The sequence below is a fragment of the Flavobacterium sp. R1_16 genome, assembly GCF_057652095.1.
This window is the reverse complement of the sequence record NZ_JBYFCG010000008.1, coordinates 1-16,058: the sequence shown is the minus strand read 5'-3', so window position 1 is coordinate 16,058 and position 16,058 is coordinate 1. Positions and strand designations below refer to the sequence as shown.

Sequence of the window (16,058 nt, the reverse complement as noted above, 5' to 3'; positions counted from 1 at the left end):
ATGGTAGATGAAATTGCAAGATACTCAGACGCTGATTTAGCGGAATTCAAAGAGCTTATCCTTAAAAAAATTAGTAAAGCACAGGCAGACTTAGATTTAATAAAAAGTGCCTATATGAATGACTTAAATAACGGTACAGACGATACTTCGCCAACTTTCAAGGCTTTTGAAGAAGGAAGTGAAACCATGTCTAAAGAAGCTAATTCACAGTTGGCTATCCGTCAGGAGAAATTTATTCGTGATTTAAAGAACGCTTTATTCCGTGTAGAAAACAAAACCTACGGAATTTGTAAAGTTACAGGTAAATTGATTAGCAAAGAACGATTGCTAATTGTTCCTCATGCTACAATGAGTATTGAAGCTAAGAATTTACAACGATAATCAATTTTAAGTATATAATTAACGCTCCAATAGGGGCGTTTTTTTTAGAAAATAATAGTATTTTTGCGCCTTAAAAAAATCAAACATAATGTCATTAAGAAACGCCTATTTTCTCATTTTCATCATATTGCTTGTCGATCAAGCCTCTAAAATTTTCATCAAAACCAATTTTGTTCTTGGTGAAGAAGTTAATGTTTTTAGTTGGTTTAAAATTTTATTCATTGAAAATGAAGGAATGGCATGGGGGACAGAGATTCCGGGTGCTTATGGCAAATTATTTTTAACCGTTTTTAGATTAATAGCCGTTACTGCCATAGGCTATTGGTTATGGGATTCCGTACATAAAAACGCCTCCAATTATTTAATTGTAGCGATTGCCTTAATCCTTGCAGGTGCATTCGGAAATATTATTGATTCTGTTTTTTATGGGGTAATTTTTGACGACAGTCACAATCACTTAGCAACCTTATTTTCTGAACAACCTTATGGAAAATTATTTCATGGCAAGGTGGTAGATATGTTATATTTCCCTTTAATTGATGGTACTTTCCCAAGTTGGGTGCCTATCTGGGGTGGAAATGATTTTAAATTTTTCAACGCTATTTTCAATGTTGCCGATATGGCAATTTCCACTGGAGTAGGGATTTTAATTGTTTTTAATAAAAAAGCGTTTCACAAAAACGCATAGACTTTTTTAGGTGTGACGCAATAATCTAGCTTGACATCATTCTCAAAAACATCATCAATTACTTCTTCGGCTTCAAAAAAAGAAAGACCAATTTTAATAGTTTCGGGTTTACAATTCAATAAAAATTTATCATAAAATCCTTTCCCATAACCCACACGATTTCCTTTAGTATCATAGGCTAAAAGTGGAACAAAAACCACATCAATTTTAGTTACAGGTACTTCAATGCCGTCAACTGGTTCGGGAATATTGTAGCAATTTTTCTTGATTTTAGTGCCATCAGTTAACAAAAAATGAGTCATATTTCGGGTGGTAAAATCAGATTTCGAGACAATAATTTCTTTGTCTTTTCCAGATAACAAATGTAAAATGCATTCGGTATTGACTTCTTTTTGCTCAGTGATGGGTAGAAAAACATGAAAATAGGTTTTATTCCAAACCTGCCTGCCGTCAGGCAAGGTAGGTAAACCAAGTAAATTATTGGCAATAGCCACACTCATTTCCTCTATTTCTTCTTCTGAGAGCGATTGACGTAACTTTTTGTATTTAATTCGTAACTCACTTTTTTTCATGAAGTAAAAGTAATAAAAAGAGCCTATTTGTTTTGTGATGAATTTAAAGTTAAATTTGTTCAATACATCATCACAAGAGTTATCGCACAGTCAAGAAATAGCTTTAGATTTAGTACTTGTTCATGAGCCGTCCATCTTTAGAACTTCAAATACAAACACTTCCAGATAGTCCTGGGGTGTATCAATATTACGATAAGGAGGATAAGATTTTATATGTTGGAAAAGCAAAAAATCTAAAAAAAAGGGTTTCATCCTATTTCAATAAAATTCACGACACAGCAAAAACCAATGTGCTCGTGAAGAAAATAGTTACCATAAAGCACATTGTTGTTCCTACCGAAACAGATGCTTTGTTGCTTGAAAATAATCTTATAAAAACACTACAACCCAGATACAATGTGTTGCTACGTGATGACAAATCTTATCCGTGGATATGTATTAAAAAAGAACCTTTTTCAAGGATTTTCCCAACCAGAAAAATGATTAAAGACGGTTCAGAATATTTTGGACCGTATACCAATTTTAAAACCGTATCCACCATTTTAGATTTGATAAAAGAGTTGTATCCGCTTCGCAGTTGTACGCTTGATTTAAGTCAAAACAATATTGAAAATCATAAGTTTAAAGTTTGTTTAGAATATCATATTGGAAATTGCAAAGGGCCATGCGAAGGATTGGAATCATTAGCCAATTATCAAAAACAAATAGATGCTATTCGCGAAATTTTAAAAGGAAATTTTAAAGAAAGCATGAAAGAGTTTAAACGATTGATGAACGATTTAGCTTCGAAAATGCAATTTGAAGAAGCTCAAAAAATGAAAGAAAAAATTGAAACTCTTGAACAATATCAGTCACGTTCTACTATTGTAAATCCAAAAATTACGAATGTTGATGTGTTTTCGATAGAATCTGATGAGAGTTCGGTCTATGTCAATTTTTTACAAATTTCGCATGGGTCGATTATTCGGTCACACACTTTAGAAATCAAAAAGAAATTAGAAGAAACCGATGAAGAATTATTATCATTGGCGATAATCGAACTTAGAGAACGGTTTCATTTATTGTCCAAAGAAGTCATAGTCCCATTTCCTGTTGAACTAGGGCCAACAATTAAAGTAACAGTTCCGCAATTGGGCGATAAAAAACAGATTTTAGATTTATCCATTAGAAATGCCAAGTTTTACAGAATAGAGCAACTCAAACAACTGCAAATTGTAGACCCCGATAGGCACACGAACCGAATTATGGCACAAATGCAAAAGGATTTGCGACTAACGGTTGAGCCAAGGCATATTGAATGTTTCGATAATTCGAATATTCAAGGGACGAATCCTGTTGCGGCTTGTGTGGTGTTTAAAGATGGAAAACCAAGTAAGAATGACTACAGGCATTTTAATATCAAAACCGTAGAAGGACCTAATGATTTTGCTTCCATGCAAGAGGTGGTATACAGACGATACAAACGCATGCTTGATGAAAATCAACCTTTACCTCAATTAATTATTATCGATGGAGGAAAAGGACAGCTGTCATCGGCACTGAAAAGTATTGATGAATTGGGTCTTCGAGGGAAAATCGCGATAATAGGAATAGCAAAACGCCTCGAAGAGTTGTTTTATCCAGGTGATTCGGTGCCGTTATATTTAGATAAAAAATCGGAAACTTTAAAAGTAATTCAGCAACTAAGAAACGAAGCACATCGTTTTGGTATTACGTTTCATAGGGACAAAAGAAGTAAAGCCTCTTTACAATCTTCCATAGAAAGCATTCCTGGAATAGGCGAAAAGACAATGCTTACCCTAATTCAACATTTCAAAAGTGTTAAAAGATTGAAATTAGCTACAGAAAATGAAATATCTGAGGTTGTAGGTGCGTCTAAAGCCAAAAAAATTGTCGACTTTTACAAAACAACTAATTCATAGGTCATAAATGAAAAAAATTGCTTTACTATTTATTGCATTTTTTGCTATTTCAACTACCTTTTCGCAGGAGCAAAAACCGGTGAAACCTAAGATAGGTTTGGTACTAAGCGGTGGCGGAGCTAAAGGATTTGCTCATATTGGAGTTTTAAAAGTATTGGAACAAGCAGGAGTAAAAATTGACTATATTGGTGGTACAAGCATGGGAGCTGTTGTAGGCGGTTTATACGCTTCGGGATATAATGCTCATCAATTGGATTCTATTTTTAAAGCTACCAATTTTGATGAGTTAATAAAGGACTTTATTCCTCGTTCGTCTAAGAATTTTTACGAAAAGAAAAACGATGAGCTGTATGCTTTTGTGCTACCGTTCAATAAATTTAGAATAGGAATTCCGACAGCACTTTCAAAAGGATTGTACAATTACAATTTATTAAATAGACTTACTAAAAATGTAAGGCACGTAAGAGATTTTAACAATTTACCAACTCCTTTTATATGTATTGGTTCTAATATAGAAACAGGCGAAGAAGTGCTCTTGAACGAAGGGTATTTGGCCAAAGCAATTTTAGCAAGCGCAGCTTTCCCAACCTTGTTTTCCCCCGTAGAAATTGATAATAAATTACTTGTTGACGGAGGTGTAACCAATAATTATCCAATAGAAGCTGTTCGTAAAAAGGGTGCCGATATCGTTATTGGTGTTGACGTTCAAGACAAATTATTGGATAGAAATAAATTAAAAGGCGCTACAAAAATACTGGTTCAAATCACCAACATGCAATCTATTGAAAAAATGAAAAAAAAGGTGAAACAAACCGATATTTATATAAAACCTAATGTCGAAAAATACGGAGTTATTTCATTTGAAGACGGTACGGATTTAATAAAAAGCGGTGAAGAAGCGGCATTTGCAGTTTATGAAAAAATAAAGAGTTTTGGAGACATTACAAATCAAGCTAAGAAAGGATTGCCAATATCTTCTGATAGCCTAGAAATTAAAAATATTATAATTAAGCCATTAGAAAATTATACCCGTTCCTACATTATAGGTAAATTAAGATTCAAGCAAGATTCGAAAATTTCGTATGATGATTTAAAAAAAGGAATTGATAACCTTACAGCAACACAAAATTTCAGTTCAATAAGCTACACTTTAGAAAAGAATGAGGCAAAAGATGATCTTGTAGTGAGTTTGACAGAAAATCCAGTAAAGACCTATTTGAAATTTGGGCTGCATTATGATGACTTATATAAAAGTGGCCTCTTAGTAAATTTTACACAAAAGAAAACCTTTATAAAAAATGATGTAACTTCTTTTGATATGGTTCTAGGCGACAATATTAGATACAATTTAGATTATTACATCGATAATGGGTTTTATTGGAGTTTTGGATTTAAATCGCGACTCAATAGGTTTAATAAGAACGTCTCGACTGATTTTAATGATGGTGATTTACTGCAACAGCTAGGTATAAAGTCTATTAATATCGATTTTTCAGATTTTTCAAATCAACTTTATGCACAAACAATTTTCGTTCAAAAATTTTTGATTGGAGCAGGTGTCGAATACAAGCATTTAAAAATAAATTCTAAAACAACAGAAAATATAAAACCAGTATTCGAAAACAGTGATTATATAAGTTTGCTTGGGTATCTTAAATACGATTCTTTTGACAATAAGTATTTTCCTAAAACAGGATGGTATCTTACCAGCGATTTTCAATATTTTCCCTATTCAACGAACTACTCAAAACAATTTAATAATTTCTCAATTGTAAAAGGAGATGTAGGATTTGCCAAAACTTTTTTCAAGAAATTGTCGATTAACTTGCAAACTGAGGCAGGATTTGCCATTGGGGAGAAAAGTGTACCCTATTTTGATTTTGTCCTTGGCGGATATGGATATAACACGATAAATAATCTTAGACATTTTTATGGATATGATTTTTTAAGTCTAGCAGGCGATAGTTACATTAAATCAACGGTTACTTTCGATTATGAGTTTTTAAAAAAGAATCATTTTAACGTATCGGCAAACTATGCTAATATCGAAGACAACCTGTTTGAATCTACAAAATGGATTACGACACCAAAATATACTGGCTATGCATTGGGATACGGACTAGAAACAATTATTGGACCAATTGAATTAAAATATACATGGTCTCCAGAAACAGGAAAAGGATTAGTGTGGTTCAACATAGGTTTTTGGTTTTGATATTTTTGCATGATATTATGGAAAAAAGAATATATTTGATTTTTAAAAATAAATTAAACTAGGAAAAGTATGTCTATTTGGAAAAGAAAACCACTATCACAATTACTGAATGAAGCTTCAGAGTCTGAAAAAGGATTAAAGAAAACATTAACCGCTCCAGGATTAGTAGCACTAGGAATTGGAGCAATTATTGGAGCAGGATTATTTTCTATAACAGGATTGGCAGCCTCTATGAATGCTGGTCCAGCTATAACAATTTCATTTCTTGTAGCCGCTTTAGGTTGTGTTTTTGCGGGGTTGTGTTATGCCGAATTTTCCTCAATGATTCCTGTTGCAGGAAGCGCCTATACCTATTCATTCGCAACCATGGGTGAGTTTATTGCTTGGATTATTGGTTGGGATTTGGTTCTTGAATATGCCGTTGGAGCAGCAACTGTATCCATAAGTTGGTCCAGGTATTTTGGAAAATTTTTAGGAGGCTATGGTATACATATCGATGATGCCTATATGTTATCTCCATTTGAAGGAGGCTTAATCAATGTGCCAGCAGTTATTATAGTTATGATAATGTCATTAATTTTAATTCGAGGCACCAAAGAATCTGCTTTTGTAAATGGAATTATAGTACTGTTAAAAGTTGCTGTAGTTTTAGTTTTTATAGTTGTTGGATGGAAATACATTCGACCAGAAAATTATACACCATACATTCCTGAAAATACAGGAAAATTTGGTGAATTTGGTTTCTCGGGAATAATCAGAGCTGCTGCTATTGTATTTTTCGCTTACATTGGATTTGATGCGGTATCGACCGCCGCTCAAGAAGCTAAAAATCCTAAAAGAGATATGCCTATAGGAATCTTATTATCATTAGGAATTTGTACCATTTTATATATTCTCTTTGCTCACGTTATGACTGGGGTTGTAAACTATCAGGCATTTGCAGGAAAAGATGGAATTGCTCCCGTGGCTATAGCTGTTCAATCCATGGGCGAAATGGGTTCTGACGGAATGATAACTCCTGCTTATCCATGGTTGAACAATGCAATTTTATTGGCAATTTTAGGAGGTTACGCTTCGGTGATTTTAGTAATGTTGATGGGGCAAAGCAGAGTGTTTTTCTCTATGAGTAAAGACGGATTGATGCCAAAAGTATTTTCAGAAGTACACTCAAAATTTAGAACTCCAGCAAAAAACAATTTGTTATTCATGTTAATTGTTAGCTTATTTGCTGCATTTGTACCTGCAAGGGTAGTAGGAGAGATGACAAGTATAGGAACATTGTTTGCTTTTATTTTGGTTTGTATTGGGGTATTAATAATGAGAAATAAAATGCCAGAAGCACCAAGAGCTTTTAGAACACCATTCGTGCCGTTTGTGCCATTAGCAGGTGTCTTTGTTTGTTTGTTCATGATGGTGTTTTTACCTCTTGACACATGGATTCGTTTGATAGTTTGGATGATGATAGGATTTGATTTGTATTTGTTTTATGGTATGAAAAACAGTATTTTAAATGTAGGTAATTTTAGTTTAAATAATTATAAAACAGTGGCAGGTTCAGGATTAGTAATGGTTTTAGCATTAATCATCATTGCTTTTATTCATCATAATGATCCCGCAATAGACGACCATTTCTTGTTTTATTTTTCTTTGTTGTTTGCCGCAGTTCATGCTTTAATATACGCTTACAGTTTTAAAAAAGTGAGATAAGCATCATTTAAAAAAGAAAAAACACCACAATTTGATTGATTCAGATTGTGGTGTTTTTTTTTCAAACATAATAAGAGTTTCTTGTTACGGTTTTGCGATAATAGAATTTCATTACTACAAGCATCAAAATGTCTTTTTGTTACACATAAAATGACTTTGAGGTTAAAAGTAAGAGAAAAACACTCTAAATAAAATGTTAATTTTTTTAAATAATCTTCAAAATATATCGTTATAGTGATGTTAAAGTGTGCTAAAACGTGTTAAAGTCCAATTTTCGTTAAAAAAAATTCAAAAAAAGCTATATATTTGCAGTATCAAAAATGAAGGAGTGGTTTCCTTTAATTTTTATATAAATTTTCATAATTTATAGTTTTTTGGTTGGTTAATAGCATAAAAACTCAGTCATTAATTTGACTGGGTTTTTTTGTTTTAATACTTTTGGAATGAATATTGTAATCTGGTAGTGTATCAACTAAAAAAATAATGAAAAAATTAATTATATTAGTCTTGGTTAGTACCAGTTTGGGATTCAGTTCTCAAAAAGAAAGAGCATTTGATACCGGAGAATGGTTTAAATTTAGAATACATTATGGACTGATCAATGCGGGTTATGCCACACTGGAAGTTCAGGAAGCAGTTCGAAATAATAAAAAAGTGTATCATGCCATAGGCAAGGGATATACAACAGGAATGTCTAGATTCTTTTTTAAGGTGGATGACAATTATGAGAGTTATTTTGATAAAGAAACAGGAAATCCTTACCAATTTGTTAGAAAAATTGACGAAGGAGGCTATACTAAAAATCAGGAGGGCTTTTTCAATCAATCTACCAATAGGATTTTAGTCAAAGATTATAAAAATAAATCAGAGAACACTTTTCTAATTCCTGAAAACACTCAGGATATAATGTCAACGTTTTACTACTTGAGGAATTATCCCACTATAGATAAGCTTAAAGTGGGTGAATCAGTATCGGTAGATATGTTTTTTGATAATGAAACTACAAAGTTTAAGTTAAAATTCATTGGTACTGAAGATTTAGAAACTAAATTTGGCGTCGTTCCAACCATGATTTTTAGACCTTTGGTTCAATCTGGGAGAGTTTTTAAAGAAAAAGAAAGTCTAACAGTATGGATTTCAGACGATGATAATAAAATTCCAGTTAGGATTCAAGCGAGTTTAGCCGTTGGTTCCATAAAAGCGGATTTAGATGCTTTTAAAGGGCTTAAATATTCCTTTAGAGTTAAAGTAAAATAGCATTTTACTAAAGATAAACTCTAAATAATGGTGCGCTAAGCCATAATTTGTAAAATAAAAGTAGTTTAATTATTCTAAAATAAACTTTTGAAAAAAGCAGTTGTACTTATTGTCGCATTCGTTTTATTGCTATCGTGCAACAAATCTGAAAATGGAACAGCAGCAGTTGAAGCAAAACCTCAACGTATCGTCGAACAATTTGGATTCAAGTTTAATGATTTCAATGTTTATCATGATACCATTCAAAAAGGGGACACTTTTGGGAGTTTAATCGAAAAACAAAATATTGGCGACAATCAGGTCTATGACATAATTGATAAGGTCAAAGACAGTTTTGATGTAAGAAAAGTCAGAATCGGTAAACCTTTTACCCTATTGCGTTCAAAAGACAGGTACAAAAAACTTCAAGCATTTATTTATCAGCCTGACAGAGGAACTTATTATGTAATTGATTTTAGAGATTCTATTTCAGTCTACAAAAAAACAAGACCAATTTTAATCAAAACAAGAACAATAGCAGGAAGCTTAGATGGTTCACTGTCAGAAGCTCTGAGTAAAGAAGGAGTAGATAATGCTCTAGCCAATAAATTGACAAAGGTATATGCTTGGTCAATAGATTTCTTCAAACTAAAAAAAGGCGATAAGTTTGGTATAACTTTTACCGAAAGATACATCGACGACACCATCTATGACGGAGTGGATAGCCTCAAAGCTGCCTTTTTCGAATACAAAGGTAAAAGAATTTACGCTTTCCCATTTGCTCAAAATGAAGCTTCAGGAAAAGTAGATTATTATGATGAAGAAGGAAAAGCTTTAAAAAATTTCTTTCTTAAAGCGCCACTCAAATTCGTTAATATTACTTCTCATTTCGCAAAAAATAGATTTCATCCTGTGCAATTAATTTGGAAGGCGCACAAAGGAACCGATTATGCTGCCCCAACAGGCACACCTATTATGACCACCGCTTCAGGTATCGTTGAACAAACCGGTTATACAGCAGGAAACGGGAATTTTGTAAAAGTAAAACACGACAGAACCTATTCTACGCAGTATTTGCACATGTCAAAAATTTTGGCACGAAGAGGGCAACATGTTAATCAAGGAGATATTATTGGAAAAGTAGGAAGCACCGGATTAGCAACTGGACCACATGTTTGTTATCGATTCTGGAAAAATGGGCAACAGGTGGATGCTCTTAAGCTTAAATTACCCAATTCAGAACCTATGGATAAAAGAAACTTACCAAGGTTTATGACCCAAATGAAACCACTGAAACAAGAATTAGATAGCATTTCTAATTTAAAGTTCAAAAAGTAAACGATTAACTAAAACAATCTTTAGAGAATTTAAAAACTAAAATTGTAAATTTGCGCAAAATTTTAAAAAATGGCTTTAAAGAATACAAACCCAACAACAACAACAACTTGGCAAAAACTCCACAAGCATTATGATCAGATGCAACACGCATTTATGCCAGCAATGTTTGAAGAAGATAAAGACAGAACAGCAAAATTTCATATAAAATGGAATGATTTTCTAGTAGATTATTCAAAAAATAGAATCAATCAGGAAACGATTAATTTGTTGCTTGAATTGGCAAATGAACTAGAATTGAAAGATGCTATTGCAAAATATTTCACTGGAGATAGCATCAATCAAACAGAAAACAGAGCTGTTTTACATACCGCTTTAAGAGCCCCATCAAATACTGAAGTGCAAGTTGAAGGAGAAAACGTAATTCCTGAAATTTTTGAAGTAAAGAATAAAATTAAAAATTTCACTTCAGATATTATTAATGGTAATAGAAAAGGATACACAGGAAAAGCATTTACAGATGTTGTCAACATAGGAATTGGAGGTTCAGACCTTGGGCCCGCTATGGTTGTGGAAGCGTTGCAGTTTTATAAAAATAATTTGAATCTTCATTTTGTTTCAAATGTCGATGGAGACCATGTACATGAGATTATCAAGAAATTAAATCCTGAAACAACTCTTTTTGTAATTGTTTCTAAAACATTTACAACTCAAGAAACTTTGACAAATTCAGAAACCATCAGAAAATGGTTTTTATCTCCAGCTTTTGGAACAAGTCAAGAAGATATAGCCAAACATTTTGTAGCGGTTTCTACTAATATCAAAAACGTGACCGAATTTGGTATCAATGAAAATAATGTTTTCCCAATGTGGGATTGGGTTGGAGGAAGATTCTCATTGTGGAGTGCTGTTGGATTATCAATTAGTTTAGCAGTTGGTTTTGACAATTTTGACCAATTGCTTGGTGGTGCCAACAAGATGGACAATCATTTTAAAACGGCCGATTTTGACCAAAATATCCCAGTAGTCTTGGCATTATTAAGCATTTGGTATAACAATTTCTTTGGTGCTGAAAGTGAGGCTTTAATTCCATACACACAATATTTACAAAAACTAGCGCCATACTTGCAACAAGGAATTATGGAAAGTAACGGTAAAAGTGTTGGACGCGATGGGAAACCCGTAAATTATCAAACGGGAACTATTATATGGGGCGAACCAGGAACTAATTCTCAACACGCCTTTTTTCAATTGATTCATCAAGGGACAAAGCTTATACCAACTGATTTTATTGGCTTTGTGAACCCCTTGTATGGAGACGAAGACCATCATGATAAATTGATGTCAAACTTTTTTGCACAGACAGAAGCTTTATTGAATGGGAAAACTGAAGCTCAAGTTCAGGCGGAGTTTGATAAACAAGGATTGTCTAAAGAAAAAGCAGCATTTTTATTGCCTTTTAAAGTGTTTTCTGGTAACAAACCCACAAATACTATTTTAATTCAAAAGCTAACCCCTGAAAACTTAGGTTCTTTAATTGCGTTATACGAGCATAAAATTTTTGTTCAAGGAATAATTTGGAACATATTCAGTTATGACCAATGGGGAGTGGAATTAGGGAAGCAATTAGCCAATTCCATTTTGAGTGAAATCAACTCAGGAGAAGTAAAGCAGCATGATAGTTCAACAACATTTTTGTTGTCGCATTTTTTGAAGAATAAATAAAAAATGCCCATCGATATTTTAAACCTCAAAGTTATTTGAGGTTTTTTTATCCTTTTTTCTTATATTTGAAATTCAAAAAAATAAAAGCATGTATACTTTCATTCAAAAATTTCATTCTGGTTGGGCTTATTTAGCATTAATAGTTTTAGTATTTGCAATTATAAATTCATTCTTAGGAAAATCTTCTGGGAAAGAATTTACTGCTAAAGATAGAAAAATTGCCTTATTTGCTTTAATTGGTGCTCATATTCAATTGTTAGTAGGATTTATTTTGTATTTTGTTTCACCTTACGGTTCTGCATCATTTGGATTAATGAGTGATAAAACATTACGATTAACTTCATTAGAACACCCATTAATTAATATCATTGCTATTGTTTTGATTACAATCGGTTGGTCTAAACATAAAAAGGCAGTAGAATCTTCGGCAAAGTTTAAAGCAATAGCTCTTTTTTATGGTTTAGGTTTAATTTTAATTTTAAGTAGAATTCCTTGGTCGTTGTGGTTTTAAATTAGAGTTGAAATCACATTGCGATTTTTCAGAATTTAAAATGAATGGAATTCAACTAAAAAACACCCAATGAAAAAAGCAATAACATTATTTCTTTCAATTGCCATAATTGGTATTGTTACCAGTCAAATTGCTGTAAAAGAGAAGCCAAAAGCAGCTGTTCAAAAGGACACAGTCAAAAATGAAAAAGTAGTTCAACCAGGAGTTATATTCAATGATTCTGTAATTGCTATTAAAGGCTTGTTCAAACCGTATAAGAAAGATGTGCAAGCCTCCTACTATGCTAATAAATTTAACGGAAGAAGGACGGCTAGCGGAAAAAAATTCGACAACAATAAATATTCTGCAGCACACAGAAAATTACCTTTTGGAACAAAACTTAGAATTACCAACGAGGCTAATGGGAAATTTGTGTTAGTGGAAGTGACAGATAGAGGCCCTTTTTCTAGAGGAAGAGAAATAGATTTATCTAGGAGAGCCTTTATGGATATTGCTTCCAACAAGAATAGTGGGTCGATGAAAGTTAAAATTGAAATTGCCGAATAAATATCACCAATTTTTATAAGGATTTTGGCTTAAATAGGCATTATAATAACGAATATCGTTTGTAACTTCTTTCCCTAACCAATCGGGTTTTTTAAAGTGTTCATTTTCATTTGAAAGTTCTATTTCTGCAATGAAAAGCCCTTCGTTTTCTCCGTGAAATTCGTCGATTTCAAAAACATGTTCTCCAATAACTACTTCATAACGCGTTTTGTGAATAATTCCTTTTTCACATAATAATAGTAAAGGTTTTGCTTCAAACAATGCAATTTCGGTTTCCCATTCAAATCGCGTTGTTCCAGTTTCATTACTTTTGCCTTTAATGGTTATAAAACCACTTTCTCCTTTAATGCGAATTCGAACCGTTCTTTCAGGATGAGAATTCAGATAACCTTGAGCAATTTCATGCTTAGTTGTAGCTTCTAATTTAAATTTTTCAGACGTTACTAGAAATTTTCGTTCTATTTCGACCATTAGTTTTTTAATTTCGATTGTTATCAAAGATATTATTTTATCTCAAGCAAATTAAATAGTTTTGAGTACTCTTTTTAAATTTGTGAGATGCAGGAATTCAATTCAAATAGAAAAATTATTCATATCGATATGGATGCATTTTATGCTTCTGTAGAGCAAATGGATAATCCTAATTTGAGGGGAAAGCCAGTTGCTGTTGGAGGAAATGAAACAAGAGGTGTTGTTTCTGCAGCGAGTTATGAAGCAAGAAAATTTGGTGTTCGAAGTGCTTTGAGTGGAGTTTTAGCCAAGAAATATTGTCCGGAACTAATTTTTGTAAAACCCAGATTTGATAGATATAAAGAGATTTCTAAAAAAATTAGAAAAATATTTTATGAATATACCGATTTAGTTGAACCGCTTTCACTAGACGAAGCCTATTTAGATGTTACTCAAAACAAAAAAGGAAATCCAAGCGCAACATTAATAGCGCAAGAGATTCGATACAGGATATGGAATGAAATTGGGTTAACAGCCTCAGCAGGGATTTCTATCAATAAATTTATTGCCAAAGTAGCTAGTGATTATAATAAACCCAACGGTCAAAAAACGGTTGGCCCTGAAGAGGTTTTGTCTTTTTTAGAAGAATTACCCATACGAAAATTTTATGGAGTAGGTAAAGTCACAACCGAAAAAATGTATCAATTGGGGATTTTTACCGGTTTGGATTTAAAAAACAAATCAGAAGAATTTCTAGAAAAACATTTTGGAAAATCAGGCAAATTCTATTATCATGTGGTTCGCGGAATTCACAACAGCGAAGTCAAATCAGATAGAATAACAAAATCAGTTGCTGCCGAGCATACTTTTAATGAAAATCTTACTTCAGAGGTTTTTATGGAAGAAAAGTTACAGACTATAGCACAACAATTAGAAAAACGAATAAAAAAGTATGATATAGCTGGAAAAACGGTTACGTTGAAAATAAAGTACAGCGATTTCACCCAGCAAACTCGTAGCAAAACATTGCCTTATTTTATCTCTGATAAAGCATTGCTCTTTGAAACGGCTAAAGAATTATTGTACCAAGAGCGAATGAAAGATTCTGTTAGATTGCTAGGGATTTCATTAAATAATTTGAATACAGAGATAAAGAAGACTGTAGTTGTGCAGTTGAAATTTGATTTTTAATTTATTTACTCCTCTTTATCTACAGCATCTTTGTAATCTGGATATAAAAATTTATTGTAAGGGAAACGCGTGATATGAATTTGTCTTACCGCTTCATATACTCGCTCTCTAAATTCTTCAATATTTTCTTTATTTACGGCTGATATAAAAAGGGCATTTTCTTCGCCTACATTACTCATCCAAGTTGATTTCCATTCTTCTAGAGTGTAGTGTCTTTTTGTCTTTTCGGTAATTAAATCGTCATCATCAATAGTGAGATGTTTGTAAGCATCAATTTTATTAAAAACCATTATAGTTGGTTTATTACTACTTTTTATATCCAATAAAATTTGATTTACAGAGGCAATGTGATCTTCAAAATCAGGATGCGAAATATCTATAACATGTAGCAATAAATCAGCTTCGCGAACTTCGTCAAGTGTACTTTTAAATGAATCTACTAATTGAGTAGGTAATTTTCTGATAAAACCAACGGTGTCGGATAGTAGGAAAGGTAAGTTTTTAATCACTACTTTTCTAACTGTAGTGTCTAACGTGGCAAAAAGTTTGTTTTCTACAAAAACTTCACTCTTGCTGATGACATTCATTAAAGTAGATTTTCCAACATTAGTGTAGCCCACAAGCGCAACACGAACCATTGCTCCACGATTACCTCTTTGAACGGACATTTGTTTATCTATAACTTTAATTTTTTCTTTCAATAAAGAGATTCTATCTCTAACAATACGTCTGTCGGTTTCTATTTCTGTTTCCCCTGGTCCACGCATTCCAATACCTCCTTTTTGGCGCTCTAAGTGTGTCCACATTCCAGAAAGTCTCGGTAATAAATAGATACATTGAGCCAGTTCAACCTGAGTTTTGGCATAAGAGGATTCAGCTCTCTGAGCAAAGATATCTAGAATGAGATTGGTTCTGTCTAATACTTTGCAATCTAAAAGTTTAGTAATGTTTTTTTGTTGAGAAGGAGACAATTCATCATCAAAAATTACAGTGGAAACCTTATTTTGTTTGATATAGTGGTTAATTTCGTCCATCTTTCCAGTGCCTAAAAAAGTTTTTGGATTTGGACGTTCCATTTTTTGAAAAAACCGTTTTATAACTTCTCCACCAGCGGTAAAGGTTAAGAATTCTAATTCATCAAGATACTCAGTCAGTTTGTCTTCTGATTGATTTTGAGTGATTATTCCAACAATAACCGTTTTTTCAAATTTTGTAGTTTCTTTTTCTAGCATAATCTTAAATGTATGCAAATCTAATGATTTACAGGACAATTAATATTAAAATAATGGGAGAAACTACCAATTAGTTACTCAATAATTATTCCATCTTGAAAATGGCAGTGCTGTTATTCAAAATATTTTTCAAATAGTTTTTATATTTTATAAAAAATAAAAAAACACTATATTGCACAATATAAATTATGGATTAAAAGTGTAACAGAATTATGAGAAAATTTTTACTACTGCTTGTTTTTACTTTCATTTTTTCGGCTCATAATTTAAATTCACAAAACCTTATTGTAAATGGGGATTTTGAGAGTGGAGGAAATGGAGTTGGTTTTGTTACTGATGGATTAGGA

14 protein-coding genes are annotated in these 16,058 nt (G+C 32.7%); 11 read left to right on the top strand and 3 right to left on the bottom strand.

What is annotated here, in order from left to right:
• Entirely contained in the window at positions 1–381 is a 381-nt protein-coding gene (locus AC23L6_RS11665; RefSeq protein WP_487562692.1) for a TraR/DksA family transcriptional regulator, read from the top strand.
• Positions 382–469: 88 nt separating this feature from the next.
• Entirely contained in the window at positions 470–1,069 is a 600-nt protein-coding gene (locus AC23L6_RS11660; RefSeq protein ID WP_487562693.1) for a lipoprotein signal peptidase, read from the top strand.
• Here the strand turns inward: AC23L6_RS11660 and AC23L6_RS11655 are convergent.
• Entirely contained in the window at positions 1,054–1,641 is a 588-nt protein-coding gene (locus tag AC23L6_RS11655; protein WP_487562694.1) for a 5-formyltetrahydrofolate cyclo-ligase, read from the bottom strand. The genes AC23L6_RS11660 and AC23L6_RS11655 overlap by 16 nt on opposite strands.
• A gap of 122 nt (positions 1,642–1,763) precedes the next feature.
• Here AC23L6_RS11655 and uvrC point away from each other — a divergent pair, with 122 nt between their 5' ends.
• The 8 genes from uvrC to AC23L6_RS11615 all read left to right on the top strand — a co-directional run bounded on the left by uvrC (position 1,764) and on the right by AC23L6_RS11615 (position 12,838).
• Positions 1,764–3,563, top strand: a complete 1,800-nt coding sequence (gene uvrC / locus AC23L6_RS11650) for an excinuclease ABC subunit UvrC (RefSeq protein WP_487562695.1) — start codon at positions 1,764–1,766, stop codon at positions 3,561–3,563.
• Between the two features lie 7 nt (positions 3,564–3,570).
• A complete protein-coding gene (locus AC23L6_RS11645; protein WP_487562696.1) occupies positions 3,571–5,778 on the top strand; it encodes a patatin-like phospholipase family protein in 2,208 nt (735 codons plus the stop codon).
• A 69-nt stretch (positions 5,779–5,847) separates the two neighbouring features.
• Positions 5,848–7,485 (top strand): amino acid permease, encoded by a 1,638-nt coding sequence (locus AC23L6_RS11640; RefSeq protein WP_487562697.1) that lies wholly within the window; start codon positions 5,848–5,850, stop codon positions 7,483–7,485.
• A gap of 483 nt (positions 7,486–7,968) precedes the next feature.
• Entirely contained in the window at positions 7,969–8,742 is a 774-nt protein-coding gene (locus AC23L6_RS11635; RefSeq protein ID WP_487562698.1) for a DUF3108 domain-containing protein, read from the top strand.
• A gap of 87 nt (positions 8,743–8,829) precedes the next feature.
• Positions 8,830–10,059, top strand: a complete 1,230-nt coding sequence (locus AC23L6_RS11630; protein WP_487562699.1) for a peptidoglycan DD-metalloendopeptidase family protein — start codon at positions 8,830–8,832, stop codon at positions 10,057–10,059.
• A gap of 69 nt (positions 10,060–10,128) precedes the next feature.
• Entirely contained in the window at positions 10,129–11,781 is a 1,653-nt protein-coding gene (gene pgi / locus AC23L6_RS11625) for a glucose-6-phosphate isomerase (protein WP_487562700.1), read from the top strand.
• Positions 11,782–11,869: 88 nt separating this feature from the next.
• Positions 11,870–12,292 (top strand): hypothetical protein, encoded by a 423-nt coding sequence (locus AC23L6_RS11620; RefSeq protein ID WP_487562701.1) that lies wholly within the window; start codon positions 11,870–11,872, stop codon positions 12,290–12,292.
• A 69-nt stretch (positions 12,293–12,361) separates the two neighbouring features.
• A complete protein-coding gene (locus tag AC23L6_RS11615; RefSeq protein WP_487562702.1) occupies positions 12,362–12,838 on the top strand; it encodes a septal ring lytic transglycosylase RlpA family protein in 477 nt (158 codons plus the stop codon).
• Positions 12,839–12,841: 3 nt separating this feature from the next.
• Here AC23L6_RS11615 and AC23L6_RS11610 read toward each other — a convergent pair whose 3' ends face one another.
• Positions 12,842–13,309 (bottom strand): CYTH domain-containing protein, encoded by a 468-nt coding sequence (locus AC23L6_RS11610; RefSeq protein ID WP_487562708.1) that lies wholly within the window; start codon positions 13,307–13,309, stop codon positions 12,842–12,844.
• 87 nt (positions 13,310–13,396) lie between these two features.
• On the opposite strand from AC23L6_RS11610, the gene dinB reads away from it, so the two are divergent.
• A complete protein-coding gene (dinB, locus tag AC23L6_RS11605; protein ID WP_487562703.1) occupies positions 13,397–14,479 on the top strand; it encodes a DNA polymerase IV in 1,083 nt (360 codons plus the stop codon).
• Positions 14,480–14,484: 5 nt separating this feature from the next.
• On the opposite strand, the gene hflX is transcribed toward dinB, so the two are convergent.
• Positions 14,485–15,711, bottom strand: a complete 1,227-nt coding sequence (hflX, locus tag AC23L6_RS11600) for a GTPase HflX (RefSeq protein WP_487562704.1) — start codon at positions 15,709–15,711, stop codon at positions 14,485–14,487.
• Positions 15,712–16,058 lie beyond the last annotated feature (347 nt).

Bases quoted from the DNA above. Each gene is read 5' to 3' on its own strand.
- AC23L6_RS11665 (WP_487562692.1), top strand. From the start codon at position 1: ATGGTAGATGAAATTGCAAGATACTCAGACGCTGATTTAGCGGAATTC.
- AC23L6_RS11660 (WP_487562693.1), top strand. From the start codon at position 470: ATGTCATTAAGAAACGCCTATTTTCTCATTTTCATCATATTGCTTGTC.
- AC23L6_RS11655 (WP_487562694.1), bottom strand. From the start codon at position 1,641: ATGAAAAAAAGTGAGTTACGAATTAAATACAAAAAGTTACGTCAATCG.
- uvrC (WP_487562695.1), top strand. From the start codon at position 1,764: ATGAGCCGTCCATCTTTAGAACTTCAAATACAAACACTTCCAGATAGT.
- AC23L6_RS11645 (WP_487562696.1), top strand. From the start codon at position 3,571: ATGAAAAAAATTGCTTTACTATTTATTGCATTTTTTGCTATTTCAACT.
- AC23L6_RS11640 (WP_487562697.1), top strand. From the start codon at position 5,848: ATGTCTATTTGGAAAAGAAAACCACTATCACAATTACTGAATGAAGCT.
- AC23L6_RS11635 (WP_487562698.1), top strand. From the start codon at position 7,969: ATGAAAAAATTAATTATATTAGTCTTGGTTAGTACCAGTTTGGGATTC.
- pgi (WP_487562700.1), top strand. From the start codon at position 10,129: ATGGCTTTAAAGAATACAAACCCAACAACAACAACAACTTGGCAAAAA.
- AC23L6_RS11620 (WP_487562701.1), top strand. From the start codon at position 11,870: ATGTATACTTTCATTCAAAAATTTCATTCTGGTTGGGCTTATTTAGCA.
- AC23L6_RS11615 (WP_487562702.1), top strand. From the start codon at position 12,362: ATGAAAAAAGCAATAACATTATTTCTTTCAATTGCCATAATTGGTATT.
- AC23L6_RS11610 (WP_487562708.1), bottom strand. From the start codon at position 13,309: ATGGTCGAAATAGAACGAAAATTTCTAGTAACGTCTGAAAAATTTAAA.
- dinB (WP_487562703.1), top strand. From the start codon at position 13,397: ATGCAGGAATTCAATTCAAATAGAAAAATTATTCATATCGATATGGAT.
- hflX (WP_487562704.1), bottom strand. From the start codon at position 15,711: ATGCTAGAAAAAGAAACTACAAAATTTGAAAAAACGGTTATTGTTGGA.